The sequence below is a fragment of the Sporolactobacillus inulinus genome, from assembly GCF_006539285.1.
Taxonomy (GTDB): domain Bacteria; phylum Bacillota; class Bacilli; order Bacillales; family Sporolactobacillaceae; genus Sporolactobacillus; species Sporolactobacillus inulinus.
On the sequence record NZ_BJMS01000036.1, the window covers coordinates 1 to 14,024 of the forward strand.

The 14,024-nt window shown below is 40.8% G+C and carries 10 protein-coding genes; 5 read left to right on the forward strand and 5 right to left on the reverse strand.

Annotated elements, in window-relative coordinates:
- Window positions 1-430: 430 nt before the first annotated feature.
- From SIN01_RS06745 to SIN01_RS06755, 3 genes are all read right to left on the reverse strand, one after another.
- The gene (locus SIN01_RS06745) at window positions 431-1,192 is read right to left on the reverse strand and encodes an ABC transporter permease (RefSeq protein ID WP_010025247.1); all 762 of its coding nucleotides are present in this window, start codon (window positions 1,190-1,192) and stop codon (window positions 431-433) included.
- Window positions 1,189-1,845 carry an ABC transporter ATP-binding protein gene (locus SIN01_RS06750; RefSeq protein ID WP_029548193.1) on the reverse strand — a complete coding sequence of 219 codons (657 nt, stop codon included), beginning with the start codon at window positions 1,843-1,845 and terminating at the stop codon, window positions 1,189-1,191. The genes SIN01_RS06745 and SIN01_RS06750 overlap by 4 nt, the downstream gene beginning before the upstream one ends.
- Before the next feature lie 129 nt (window positions 1,846-1,974).
- Entirely contained in the window at window positions 1,975-2,559 is a 585-nt protein-coding gene (locus SIN01_RS06755) for a cupin domain-containing protein (protein ID WP_010025243.1), read from the reverse strand.
- Window positions 2,560-2,885: 326 nt separating this feature from the next.
- On the opposite strand from SIN01_RS06755, the gene SIN01_RS06760 reads away from it, so the two are divergent.
- The 3 genes from SIN01_RS06760 (at window position 2,886) to SIN01_RS06770 (ending at window position 7,526) form a co-directional block, all read left to right on the forward strand.
- The gene (locus SIN01_RS06760) at window positions 2,886-4,439 is read left to right on the forward strand and encodes a C39 family peptidase (RefSeq protein WP_084688939.1); all 1,554 of its coding nucleotides are present in this window, start codon (window positions 2,886-2,888) and stop codon (window positions 4,437-4,439) included.
- 271 nt (window positions 4,440-4,710) lie between these two features.
- Window positions 4,711-6,297: a type I restriction-modification system subunit M gene (locus tag SIN01_RS06765; protein WP_010024940.1), complete on the forward strand. Its 1,587-nt coding sequence runs from the start codon at window positions 4,711-4,713 to the stop codon at window positions 6,295-6,297.
- Window positions 6,297-7,526, forward strand: coding sequence for a restriction endonuclease subunit S (locus tag SIN01_RS06770; protein WP_047035112.1), 1,230 nt, complete (start codon window positions 6,297-6,299; stop codon window positions 7,524-7,526). Before SIN01_RS06765 ends, SIN01_RS06770 begins: the two co-directional genes overlap by 1 nt.
- A 27-nt stretch (window positions 7,527-7,553) precedes the next feature.
- Here the strand turns inward: SIN01_RS06770 and SIN01_RS06775 are convergent, their stop codons facing one another.
- Window positions 7,554-8,483, reverse strand: coding sequence for a site-specific integrase (locus SIN01_RS06775; RefSeq protein WP_010023738.1), 930 nt, complete (start codon window positions 8,481-8,483; stop codon window positions 7,554-7,556).
- 83 nt (window positions 8,484-8,566) lie between these two features.
- Complete coding sequence (locus SIN01_RS06780) at window positions 8,567-9,649, reverse strand: restriction endonuclease subunit S (protein WP_202812810.1); 1,083 nt, start codon at window positions 9,647-9,649, stop codon at window positions 8,567-8,569.
- Between the two features lie 299 nt (window positions 9,650-9,948).
- Here SIN01_RS06780 and fic point away from each other — a divergent pair, with 299 nt between their 5' ends.
- Complete coding sequence (fic, locus tag SIN01_RS06785) at window positions 9,949-10,581, forward strand: protein adenylyltransferase Fic (RefSeq protein WP_010026120.1); 633 nt, start codon at window positions 9,949-9,951, stop codon at window positions 10,579-10,581.
- A gap of 165 nt (window positions 10,582-10,746) precedes the next feature.
- Window positions 10,747-13,914, forward strand: coding sequence for a type I restriction endonuclease subunit R (locus SIN01_RS06790; protein WP_010026121.1), 3,168 nt, complete (start codon window positions 10,747-10,749; stop codon window positions 13,912-13,914).
- Window positions 13,915-14,024: the final 110 nt, after the last annotated feature.

Genomic DNA, 14,024 nt, shown 5'->3' on the forward strand with positions numbered 1-14,024 from the left:
CGCTTGCTATTAGTATACCTTATATTGAAAATGCTTCAAGTCGTTTAGAGAAAACAGTACCGGGTTAACGTGAGTAAAACTCGGTATCGGTTGCGCTTTCAATCGAGCACAAGTACTGCATTCGAACCATTCATAGAGGCGACCAGAAATCGATTCACCGGCTCGAGATAAGGTCTACTTGAATCAACCAAAGGGGTTAGTGATGATCCCGCTGCTTCGCTTCACCATGCCCCGCTTCTCCAAAAGTTCTACAAATCGTTTAACGGAGAGTTATCCACAAGGCGATCTTTTATCATTTCCTAGACAATAAGAAAAACCGGACAAAAAGTGCCCGTTCCCTAATCTCTAGCCAAAAACGGCTGCTTCTCCCAGCAGCCGTTGAATTGAAATGAGCGAAGCAACATGCATCCGCTTTTTATTGTTTCGGCAATCACTTCACCTGCATGCGCGCGTTAAAAAAGCCGCGGTAGGCGAGGGAGCAAGCAATGAATGAAGCGATTGCCGTTGTCGACAGCAGCATGAAGGTGACCATCAGCTGGTATTTGATCGCCTCAAGCGGCGAAGCGCCGGCAAGGATTAAGCCGGTCATCATCCCGGGTAGGGATACGATCCCCAGTGTTTTAGCAGAATCAATCGTCGGCAGCATTCCGGTTTTTATTGAATCACGGATGATGTCAATCGAGGAGGCACGAATGTCCGCACCGAGCGCCAGCTTAGTTTCGACTTCCTCACGTTTCGTCTTGAAGTCCGCGGTCATCTGTTTATAGCACAGCCCGAGCGCAACCATGGCGTTGCTGATAATCATGCCGCCAATCGGAATCATTTGGTACGGTTCGTAGTGAATCGTCTTTGAGAGCAGAAGCACCGTCAAGGTTACGAGTGCGCCGATAAAAATGGAAAAAAATGAGATCGCGAGCCCATGTCTTATCGTGCGGCCGCGTTTTGCTGCATTATACGCGGCATTAAACGTCATGAAGAGCAGCAAAAAGGTTGTAAATAGGGGATTTTTCACCCCGAATACATAATTCAAAACATAGCCGACCGCAATAAGCTGGATGACGGCACGAATCACGCTGATCAGTGTTTCTTTTTCAAGCTTCAGCTTCTGCCAATACGAGAAAAAGAGCGTGACAAGTACCAGCGAAGAAGCAATCAAGAGCGAGCCGGTTTGAATCGCAGCTGAGCCGTTCATCGAATCGCCTCCAATGAGCGGACTTCCCCGGTATCAATGGTCAGGATCTTATTCGCGTACTTGCGGCTCTGCTCCGGATTATGGGTGATCCACAGAATGGTTATTCCCGCTTGATTCAGCGCCTCAATAACTTTTTCAACGATTTGCGTGTTCGCCACATCAAGCGCCGAGGTCACTTCATCCAGCAGCAGAATTTCCGGTCGAAAGACGATACTGCGCATCAGGGCAATTCGCTGCTTTTCTCCGCCGGAGAGATTCTGAATTTCCTTTTCCAAATTGTTCGTCGACATTTGAAAAGCCGCGAATAATTCCTCAAGCCGGTCCGGATCGACGGGCTGGTTTCTCAGCAAAAACGGATACTCCAGATTGTTGCGCACCGTATCCCCGAACAAGTAGGGCATCTGAAAGCAATAACTGATCTGTTTGCGCAGTTCCATTGGATTGAATCGCATCAGATCTTGCCCGTGAAAGCGAATCGTTCCTTCAGTGGGACTGATGAGGTGGCAGCACAGCCTGAGTAATGTGCTCTTTCCGCTTCCAGATGGACCGACAATCGATAGAAAATCCCCTGCTTCAATGGATAATGAGAGATCGTTAACAATAGTTCTGTTTTCTCTAGTAAACGAGACATGGGAAAACTCAAGTAAAGACACAAAAGCACCGCCGTTTCCTTTTTCTGCATGAGAATTGTTGCTCTTGTTAGTGTAGACTATTTTCCTATTTTAAGCATTTGATAAAGTCGAATGGGTACGAAAAAATAGGATTCGGCGGTAGTGTGAGTGTCAATGTTCGGCAGCCATGGCGTCGGCTTTTGTTTCGTGAACCGTTCCATGAGGATGTTGTGGCGGCGCATAAATCGAGTACAGTTTGATCGGTCGATTGCCTGTATTGATTAAGTTATGCCATTTTCCAGCAGGGATGATAAAGGCAAAGTCATCGGATACCGGTCTCTGAAACGTGAGCTGGTCTTGCCGATCACCCATCATGACAAGTCCTTGACCCTCCTCGATACGGATAAATTGATCCAGATGCGGATGAGCTTCAAGCCCAATATCTCCGCCAACAGGGATGCTCATCAACGTCAGTTGCAGATGACTCCCCGTCCATAATGCGCGTCGATAGGCGTTATTCCGCTTGGTTACTTCTTCTATATTAAAAGCAATCGGAGCCGGCCCGTAATCGTTCCGGTTCATGATAGCCGGTCGAAACTCCGGTTCATAAACCGGGCCTTGCGCGTAGGCGGGGTCAGGATAATAAACGGGCATTTGCCAGGCAGGATTCTGTGGATACGGCGAAAATTCAGCACGGCCGGCATCCCCAGAATCCCGCCAATTATAGGGGATCGGGTACATTTGATTTGAATACATTGGATTCATCCTTTCGTTCCTATCGGTTAACACACTGTATGTCAGGGCGTTTGAAACGGTGCGCGACGAATCAAAGCTTCTGAGCATGACCTTCCATCGTTCTACATGGTTGATTTGTCCTATGAAAAGTGATCAGCAGGAGCGAATAGTCAGCCGGACATGCATTGCTGTGCCGTTAATCGGCTAAGAGTTAGAATAGAAAAAATATATTGAAAATAGTCATACCGACTCTATTCTCTTTGTTTCTATCGGCTTATGTTAGAAATTAAGAGATTTTTTATTGCGATCTTTTCACTCGCAATAAATAATAGTGGGGAGGCATCCGAATGAAAAAAGGACTCAAATCTGCATTGGCGATTGCTCTGGTATGTTTGATTGCCGGGATTCCGGTACAAACCTTTGCGCGGCATGCCAAAACATCAGGGAAAGAAAGTGATCATACGTACATCATCCGTTCAGCAAAGGAATTTTCAACGGGAGCACTCCAGAATGTGACGATTCATCAACGTCCTGGCGATGGTGCAGTTACCTTGAAAAAAACGCACGGCAGCTATGCGCGCGACGGTGTGTTTGTGTCCCCGGAAATTTCAACTGATCCATTCGAGTATCTAATCGCCTCTTGGAACAGCGACACGCCGGCCGGAACTCATGTTGAGATTCAGGTGCGCGCCTTAATCAAGCATGATCATGGGGACAATGAGCAGGTCAAGGATTGGTCGACATGGCGAACCTGGGGAAAATGGGGGACGAACATCAAACGGTCGAGCGTTAGCGACAAATCGGATCCGCTTGCTTATGTTGATGTGGATACATTCACGGTACGTGGCAGCCGCGGCGAGACGGCGGACAAATTCCAGATCAGAGCGCTTTTGCATACCGATAAGCCAAAGGTGGCGCCGACGGTTCGGCTGCTTGCGGCATCCACTGAGCTGGGCTGGGGTACGATGAGCCAGCATCCGACGACAATTAAACTGAATAAAGATATTGAGACACCGGCTTACTCGCAAATGATTCGTGATCCGAAAATCGCTCATTCGATTTGCAGCCCAACGACCATTACAATGGCACTGAATCGTATGGGTGAAAACCTACTTCTCGAGGAGACGGCACTTCGTGATTATGATTATGACTATGAAGGATTCGGAAACTGGGCGTTCAGCTCAGCGATTGCCGGCAGCTACGGTTATCAATCGTATTCAATTTTTACGGATCTTGACGGTTTGAAGCGCGAGATTAAAGCGGGGTATCCGGTCGCTGTCAGCGTTCGCTACACGAATGACCCGTCGAATACGCATGAACCGTATGTAGAAGGTGCACCGGGTACGACACCGGGGCATCTGATTCTTGTGCGCGGTTTCGAGACAATGAATGGGCAGGATTATGTGATTGTTAATGATTCGTTCGCGCCGTCCGACGATACCGCAGTGCGAAAGTATAAGGTTGATCAATTCCAAAAGGCGTGGGCGAACGGCGTTGCTTATCTTGTTCACAGCAAAGAAAAAGGTGGCGCGGGGGATTCAGCTGCAAAGCGTATCCATGCAGACCTGCGTCCGACAAGCAGTGAACATGAATATGCGCTCTATGTCGGCAAGAAGAAAATTGATATTCCGGCAAACTTTACTGCAGATGTCCGTCCATTGACGGAAGAGTCCGGTACACTTGCCTATACGATTTCCGATGGGAAAAAATATGATACGGACGCGCACAAGAAATTTTACTATACACATGAAACGTCGGACGGCAACATTGCCCTTGATCTCAGCCAGCTCAAAGCAAATTTGAGAGGCAAGAATGCGGCACTGACGCTTTATGTACTGAGCACTACCGGTGACAACTATGTTGCGACACTTGAATTAAACAGAAAACATAATCGTCATTAAAACAGGTGCAAGGGCTAATATACTGAACCTCCCAGATTAAATTGCCGGGAGGTTTTATTTTTTGATAAAAATACGACGACAGGATACCAGCTTTTTCAGATGGTATTTTTTCTTTGTTAAATTGTGCTGAAGGTGTTTGTGTAAGGGCTTTCGAAGTTTCACCTAATAAAAGGGATAAAATCAAAAATCATGAAAAATCGTCAGATCACTATCACTTAATCACAGCGTAAGTTAGAATAAATACAAACACTAAAAAGGGGATTATTAGAGCATGGGGTCCGAATTAAACGTAAAACTATTTAGTGCTGCAGACCATTTGCGCAGTAAGATGGATGCATCAGAATACAAGGACTACTTATTAGGACTGATTTTCTATAAATATCTTTCGGATAAACTGTTAGAAAAAGTCGTTGAACTAGCAGATGAGTCACTAGAAAAATATGATACACAGGATAAACAAACACATTTGTATCATGAACTACTTGCCGACGAAGACACTAAAAGTGATTTGATTGAGACCTTAGTTGATACTTTAGGATATGATATTGAACCAAAATATTTATTTAACGTATTAACAAACCAAGCAAAACAAAATGTTTTTCAATTGAATGACTTAAATAAAGCATTTATTGATCTGTCAACCAAATATGATCAATTCAATGGTTTATTTGATGATGTCGATTTGAATTCAAAAAAACTAGGGTCAGATGACCAACAACGTAACATTACGATTACAGAGGTATTGAAAAAGCTTAATGATGTTGATGTAATTGGTCATAATGGTGACGTCATAGGTGACGCTTATGAATTCCTCATCTCTCAGTTTGCTTCAGAAGCTGGGAAGAAAGCGGGAGAGTTTTACACGCCGCACGAAGTATCAGATATGATGGCTCGGATCGTGACCATTGGACAAGAAACTAAAAATTTGTTTAGCGTATTCGATCCAACGATGGGTTCAGGTTCTTTGATGCTGAATGTCCGGCATTATCTGGTATATCCAGATAGTGTGAAATATCATGGACAGGAGCTCAACACAACTACCTATAATCTCGCGAAGATGAACCTGATCTTGCATGGGGTTGATAAAGAAGATATGCGTTTGCGTAATGGCGATACGTTGAATAAAGATTGGCCAACGGATGAGCCGTATACGTTCGACGCGGTTTTAATGAACCCGCCGTATTCAGCTAAATGGTCAGCGGATAAAACATTTTTAGATGATTCTCGTTTTAACCGATACGGACGGTTAGCACCAAAATCAAAAGCAGATTTTGCCTTCTTATTGCATGGATACTATCACTTAAAAGATTCCGGAACGATGGCGATTGTCCTGCCACATGGTGTGCTCTTCCGTGGTGCTGCCGAAGGAGTGATACGAAAGAAATTATTGGAGGATGGCAGTATTGACGCTATTATTGGTATGCCTGCAAATCTTTTCTTCGGGACTTCCATTCCAACAACAGTCATCATTTTAAAGAAAAATCGTACAAGCCGAGACGTTTTATTTATTGATGCGAGTAAGGAATTTACGAAGGGCAAAAACCAAAACAAACTTACAGAAGAAAATATAGATAAGATTGTTGATACATACAAAAAACGTGAAGATATTGAAAAATATGCCCATGTTGCCAGCTTTGATGAAATAAAAGAGAACGACTTCAATTTGAATATTCCTCGTTATGTAGATACATTTGAGGAAGAGGAACCGATTAATATTATTGAGTTGAGTAAAGAAATAGTCTCCTTAAATGATGAAATTGCTCAGTCTGAGCAAGAATTCTTGAAACTGTTAGACGAGTTAAAAATAACAGACGAATCCAAAGATATCATCGCAGCAACAAAGGCGGTGTTTCAATAATGGAGAAAAGGAGGGTAGCACCGGAGATACGATTTGACGGCTTTTTTGACGATTGGGAACAGCGGAAGTTGTCTGATATAAAAGATGTTCGCGATGGAACACATGACTCTCCAAGGTATTTTCAAGAAGGACATCCTCTTGTCACCTCAAAAAACTTAACAGAATCTGGGTTAGATTTTGTTGATGTATCTTTCATCTCTGATGAAGATTTTGAGGCAATTATTAGACGTTCGAAAGTTGATAAAGGCGATATTATCCTTGGAATGATAGGGACAATCGGAAATCCTGTAATTGTTGATAGAGATGACTTCGCAATTAAAAATGTGGCTCTTATCAAAGTTGGTGGAGAAACTCCCAATAGTTTTTTAATTCAGCAATTGAAGTCACCAGTGTTTGAGAAATATATTCGAGTGGAGAACGCTGGAAACACCCAAAAATTTTTAGGCCTGAGCAAAATTCGTGACTATGTTTTCCTTGCTCCATCAGTTGAAGAAATGAAAAGAATCGGTGCCTTTTTCGCGAGTCTCGACCAGACTATCGCTCTTCATCAAAAAAAATTAGATAGACTGCAATGCTTAAAAAAAGCTTTTCTACAGCTAATGTTCCCGCAAAATGATGGTGAAACTGAGCCTCGGCTAAGATTCGCTAACTTTGTGTCAGAATGGGAACAGCGTAAGTTGAAAGATTTAGCAGAATTTTCTAAAGGTAATGGCTGTTCAAAAAGTAATTTGACTGATGAAGGTAATCCAGTAATTTTGTATGGGCGATTATATACAAAGTATGAAACCGTCATTGAATCTGTAGATACATTTACTATAGAAAAAGAAAACACTGTAATAAGTCAGGGCAATGAAGTAATCGTTCCAGCTTCCGGAGAAACTTCTGAAGACATCTCAAGAGCATCAACTGTTAGTAAACCAGGAATAATTTTGGGTGGGGATTTAAATATTATACGACCAAGTAATGAGATTGATCCAGTATTCTTAGCTCTGACTATCTCGAATGGTAAACAGAAAAAAGAGATAAGCAAACGAGCTCAAGGGAAATCTGTTGTTCACCTGCATAATTCGGATTTAAAAGAAGTTAATCTGCTTTTTCCGAAAAAAGAAGAACAAACCCGCATTGGTGATTTCTTTCAGAAAATCGACCACACTATTGCTCTTCATCAAACTAAGCTTGAAAAGCTACAATCACTTAAAAAAGCATACTTACAAAAAATGTTTATTTAAAAAGGCACATCATGTGCCTTTTTTAACTTACATTAACAGAGATAAATGTCGCATGATTTTGTCATTATCTTGGTTTTCCAATTCGTGAATAATGTGCAAGTAAGTTTCTTGTGTAGTTGTCATGCTTGAATGACCTAATCTCGTTGCTACGCTTGCAATTGAAACACCGGCAAAAAGGAGAAGTGATGCATGTGTATGACGCAATCCATGAATGGTGATTATCGGTATATCGGCTTTTATACATAAGGTGCTTAAGTGATTATTTACTGTAGAATTAAAAACTCTGCTCTTCACGAAGATCGGTTTATTTTTATCCATATTCCTTATTAGCTGAGAAAATTGCATCGCTGTTTGCCAATCGATTTGAACCTTACGTTTAGATGATTCATTTTTAGTTGATTGAAATCCTCCCGTTGTTCCTTTATAGTTCCAAGTCTTGCTCACGGTTATCTTCTGCTTTGAAAAATCAAAGTCATCTGGAGTAAGAGCTAATGCTTCTGAAAACCGTAGCCCAGTTTTTGTAACTAAGAGGATAAACCAATCCCAATTTATTTCTTCAGTGAGATTTAATTGTTTCAGTAGTGCCTGAACCTCAAACTGGTTTAGAAATTTTGTTTTCTTTTCGCTAGGCTTCTTTCCTTTTATGATTATTTTTCTAGTTGGATTTTTCTCAATTAATCCATCATCCACCGCATCGAGGATTGCGCCTTTCAATTGATGATGAAAATCCATAGTTGTTTGCTTTTCGTGAGTCATCGCATAATCGTTCAGTAATTGCTGGTAATGTTTTCGGTTTAGTTCGCCAATTTTTAAATGGGGAGCTAATTCAACAATCCTCTGTTGGCTCATGTAATATTTCTGGAGTGTGACGGACCGAATGGCACCAACTTTGTATAATTCAATCCATTCTTCGAAGTACTCGTGAAACAACTGATCTGATTTTTTCTTCCTCACCAAAAATAAAACCTCCTAAATAATAGTTGATGTCTGAATCATCACTTTAATTATTTAGAAGTTTTCTCATTCCCGCCAATAATATTTTATATGAACATCATTTTTAGATAGGCATTTTTCAATTTTATTAGTTTGTCAATTTGTTCATGATGAAGAGCGATAGTGTGGTCGAGATTCCTGAGAAACCCACTAATTCTTATTTGTTCTTCTATTGAGGGAAGAATAATTTTTATCCCCACAAAATCGTTGTAATTGATATTAAGCAATCCGTCCATACGTGCACCAGAAGATACAAGTTTTCTTAATTCTCTATCAGGGCGTTTTGTAGCAAACATATATTCAATAAAATCAGAGGATGCCTCTTGAGTAGTTTTAAAACTATGATAAACTCTTGGCACAAGTGCTTCTTCATAGGTTCTAAGTGTAAATATCGTACCATATTTTGCTGATTTTGAATTACCGTGATTATACGAAAGTTCCCCTTTTTTCAACAATGTATAATTCTTCTGTTCATTCCCCGCAATGTTTCCTGAGAACCGTTCGCGTTGGTCCAACCAACCATTTCTTGCTGAGATTGTGAGGGTTGGCAAATCCATTCTGCCATCATTTCCACGTACTCGTTTGGATACTTCTTCCAACTTCCGCTGTTCCCATGGAGACACAAAGTTAGTGAATCTGAGCCGAGGCACTGTTTCACCATTTTGCGGGAACAATAGCTGCAGAAATGCTTTCTTTAAGCGCCGTAGGCTTATTAATTTTCTTTGATGAAGAGCGATAGTCTGGTTGATTTTCTGGAAGAACGTGCCGATTTTTACTTGTTCTTCTTTATCAATAGGTATCGCAAAATATGTTGAAGACACAACTTTCCAATCTGAACGTGGCATTTTTGTACCAGCTGATAAATTAGCAACTGTTTGATATTTGCTACTTTGTATTATGCTGTAAATGAATCTACTGTCCATCTTATTTGGACGTAAAACCCACCAGTCTCCTACCGCAATCCCCCTAAAGTCAGGCAGCAACCATTTTTGAAGATAAGGGCGTAACTTCCCAAACAAAGAATCACCAGCTTCAAATTCGATGCCATTTTTGTCGCTTTTCTTGGTAAAGATGTCTTTTTTTAACCTACCTTGACCAGAAATAATATCTTCGTATTCAATACGAGGCAACTCATCTTCTTCACTAGATTTAGATATTCTTGTAATTAGGTCAGAAAACGCTCGCTGTTCCCAATCGTCAACACTTGCTTAACAACGCAATTGGAAGCACTGTCATGATATAATTTAAAAGTGTCTTTCCGAAAAATTTAGGGTGCAACGAAGGTGGGGAAGCAATAATGAAAAATCCACTTTATGAAGCAGAAATAGAGCGTTGGCTGATTGGCGTACTGAGTGAAGGTCACAACCGGAGGAAGATATTGAATTAAAAAATTCTTAGACTTAAATATAAGATACGAGGGGTGAGTAAGATGCTACAAAATAAATTAGGGATCACGAATTCAGTGGAGCTTGCGCGAGCGGAAGAAAAAATCAGTAAAACAAAAGCGATTGCGTTATTTGAAACAGGTGTTTTAAATCGTTTAACGCCAGGAACTTTTGCAACGTTGGCAAAAATTCACGCCTATCTTTTTGATGAGATCTATAATTTTGCAGGCAAGGTTCGTGATGTCAATATTGCCAAGGGAAATTTCCGCTTTGCACCTGTAATGTATTTAGATGCTGCACTAAAGCATATTGATGGGATGCCGCAGTCTACTTTTGATGAAATTATTGAAAAGTACGTGGAGATGAATATTGCTCACCCATTTCGTGAAGGAAACGGGCGCAGCACGCGCATCTGGCTTGATTTGATACTAAAAAAAGAATTGAAACAGGTTGTGGACTGGAGTCAGGTTGATAAGGAAGACTACTTGTTGGCAATGGAACGCAGTCCGATTAAGGATATTGAAATCAAGCATTTGTTAAAAGGGGCTTTGACGAGCAAGGTGAATGATCGTGACGTGTATATGAAAGGTATTGACGCCAGTTATTACTATGAAGGGTATACCGTTTATAATACGGAAAAGTTAAGAAAGGACAAAAATATAAATGAAAACGAATAGTTGTACCATTGAACGAGTACAGCTAACTGCATCATTCATTAATCACCTGTTCCCAAGCCTCAACATTCGCTTTATGACACAATTGATCGCACGGTCATGATATACTTTAGGAGAATTTATCTAGGGAAAAATGTAGGCTGTAACGAAGGTGGGGAAGTAATAATAATGAAAAATCCACTCCATGATGAAGCAGAAGTAGAGCGTCGGCTGATTGAAGTGCTGGGTGAAGGTCATAACCAATGGAACTATCGTCCGGATATAAAGTCAGAAGACGATTTATGGCAGAACTTACGCAAAAAAATTACGCAAAATAATTTATCGGAGCTTGGCGATTACCCCATTACTGATAAAGAATTTGATCGCATAAAGACCGAATTGTTAGTACATACTCAAACTCCTTTTGATGCTGCAAAGTGGCTCAAAGGGGAAAATGGGATTGCTCGTATTCGCATAGAACGGGAAGATGTTTCGCTTGGTTCGCTATCACTAATCCTGTATTCCAATCAGGACATTGGTGGAGGAATCTCTACCTATGAAGTGGTTCATCAAGTTGCGAAACAAAAGATCGAGATGGAAGGGCGAAATCGACGTTTTGATGTCACCCTATTAATTAATGGGCTACCGATTGTTCAAATTGAATTGAAACAGGTTAGTGCTAAAGACGGGGTATTTCAGGCGTTCAATCAAATAAAAAAATATGCTGAAGAAGGAATGTTTCGGAACAATATATTTTCTACTTTACAGCTGTTTGTTATTTCCAATGAACAAACAACGCGTTATTTTGCCAATGCCTCGCCAAAAGATATGTATAAGAAATCTGTTTTTAGTTGGCGAACTAAGGATAATCGTAAAGTAGACAATCTCTATGAATTTGTTAAACAAGTTCTGAATATTCCGGATGCTCATCGGTTGATTGCTAATTATATGATTGTCAGTGAAGACCAAGACAACAAAGCATTGATGGTTTTACATCCGTATCAAATCCATGCTATTGAAGCTTTGTTTACCTCTGCGATGAAACATGAGTCAGGTTACGTTTGGCATGCGACAGGATCAGGGAAGACATTAACGAGCTTTGTTTCGACGAAGTTATTAGCACGTAAACCAGGTGTTGATCGCACGATTATGTTGATTGACCGAAAAGACTTGGACAATCAAACCACCACGGAATTTACCAAATTTGCTTCAGAATTTAATACGGGTATTTCTTCTGGTGATGCAAAGTCGAATAGCCTGATTGTAGGGACAGGTAGCGCGAAGGAGTTAAGTACTACGCTCTTATCTGATGCGAATGCCAATACGGTGATCATTACAACACGTCAAAAATTAGAAGCTGCCTTAAGATATGCGCAAAGGCAAGAAGAACAAAAAGGAACACAACGATTTAAGAAATTACTTGGCCGACATATTGTCTTCGTTGTTGATGAATGTCATCGAGCGTTAAGTGCGGAAGGCATGGAAGCCATTAAAAAATTTTTCCCCAATTCAACCTGGTTTGGTTTTACAGGCACGCCCATATTCGATGAGAATAAAAAACAAGCCCAAGGGCAATTGGCTCGAACGACCCGTGATCAATACGGTGAAGTACTCCATACCTATACAATTAAAAACGCCCTAGATGATGGCGCCGTTTTGGGTTTTCAGGTTGAACATGAGGATACGATTGACACCAATTCATTAAATAATTACATTTTTGATCAATTGAAAGTAAACGAAAAGTACGCGAGCTATAGTGTGGATGGGATTAATGTTTTGATTGACCAAAAGGATGGAATTAAAAAAGAACAGTACCTGGAACCTACTGTTTTTGAACGTGACGAACATATTCAAAAGGTGTTGCATAAGATCTTCCGCCCGGATAATGCCTATATCAAATTTGATTTTCAAAATGGTCGCCCGCAAAAGTCCGCCATTTTGACGACAAGCTCGATTGATATGGCAAAACGTTATTATTATGCGATCAAGGAACTGACTAAAGATCCAAAATGGTTAACGAAAGAATTTGCCGATCATCCGATGCGCACAGGGCGTGTCATTGAAGATCCTGACTTTCCACGAATCGCGATTACGTATTCGGTTCAAGAAAACCAAGATCATGCGAAACAAGTTCAAGATAAAATGAAAGAAATCATTAAACAATATAATACGTACTATCATACTGCTTGGTCCATTGAGGATATTGAACGGTACAATGGTGATATCAATAATCGACTTGCCCGTAAGAAAGCAGAGTTTAAAGCGTTTGGGAAACAAATTGATCTTGTGATCGTTGTGGATCGCTTACTGACTGGCTTTGATGCACCGACAATCCAAACACTGTTTGTGGATCGCAACCTCAGTTATGCAAACTTGATCCAAGCATTTTCTCGTACCAACCGAACTTATCCGGGAAAGAGCAAGGGATTGATTGTCACCTTTCGTAAGCCTTATACAATGGAGAAGAATGTGGCAGAAGCGATCAAGCTATATTCATCGGAACAAAAAGAAACGAACCTTGTGTATCCAACCTATGACGAATCGAAGAAACGATTCAAAAAAGCACATAAAGCATTAACAACATTAATACCTAACGCAGCTGATATTGATGAGCATTCGCCACTTGAAACGCGAATTGATTTTGTGAAAGCTTTCCAAGAATTTAATCATTCTTATGAAGCACTTGTCACTTACGATGACTATAATGATGAAATGGAAAAATCAAAAGTACTTCAAGAACAAGTCCAAACTTTAGAAGAATATAAGGGCGTCTATAATACGGTGAAAGGATCATTGATGGCTGATCCTCCTGTTCCGCCTGATCCGGTTGGTATAGGACCGGACTTATCAGGAATTGAATTCTTTGGAGAAAATGCAAAAAAAGCGTACGATATTGATTCTGCGTATATTGATCGACTATTAGATACTTATTCTGCACATAATCAGGATATCCGTGATGAAATTGAAAAGGCACTTCAAAAATTGAATAAAACTGAAAATGTCAAACAAATCTATCGAAAAATATTGAATGCGATTGATAACAAGGAGATTGATCCGGAAGAAGATGTTCTTGTTGTGAAGCGTCGGTATTTCACACAAGCTCGTAATCATGTGATCGAGGCATTTGCGAATACCTGGTTTGTGGATAAAAATGAGCTCTATTCATCAGCAATTCAATATGTAGTGGGCGCAGACCCCATACCGAATATCGGAAGTATCATTGACAGTAAACGATTTGATCAATACAAAATTGTTCATTCAGATGCTAAACCATTAAAATATGGTCCGGGGATGAAACGTCAATGGAGAAAAACACTGGATGAATGTGTTGTTCCATTGGATGATGAGTTGAAATAAAATGATTTTTTGAATTGCGTTCTTTCTGCGACCACTTATCAATTAACGTGAATTTCTTGCGTGCAAACATTTTTCGGTAAGGAACTTACATTGGCGGAAACGGTACAGGT

Bases quoted from the DNA above. Each gene is read 5' to 3' on its own strand.
- SIN01_RS06760 (WP_084688939.1), top strand. From the start codon at position 2,886: ATGAAAAAAGGACTCAAATCTGCATTGGCGATTGCTCTGGTATGTTTG.
- SIN01_RS06790 (WP_010026121.1), top strand. From the start codon at position 10,747: ATGAAAAATCCACTCCATGATGAAGCAGAAGTAGAGCGTCGGCTGATT.
- SIN01_RS06765 (WP_010024940.1), top strand. From the start codon at position 4,711: ATGGGGTCCGAATTAAACGTAAAACTATTTAGTGCTGCAGACCATTTG.
- SIN01_RS06755 (WP_010025243.1), bottom strand. From the start codon at position 2,559: ATGTATTCAAATCAAATGTACCCGATCCCCTATAATTGGCGGGATTCT.
- fic (WP_010026120.1), top strand. From the start codon at position 9,949: ATGCTACAAAATAAATTAGGGATCACGAATTCAGTGGAGCTTGCGCGA.
- SIN01_RS06745 (WP_010025247.1), bottom strand. From the start codon at position 1,192: ATGAACGGCTCAGCTGCGATTCAAACCGGCTCGCTCTTGATTGCTTCT.
- SIN01_RS06770 (WP_047035112.1), top strand. From the start codon at position 6,297: ATGGAGAAAAGGAGGGTAGCACCGGAGATACGATTTGACGGCTTTTTT.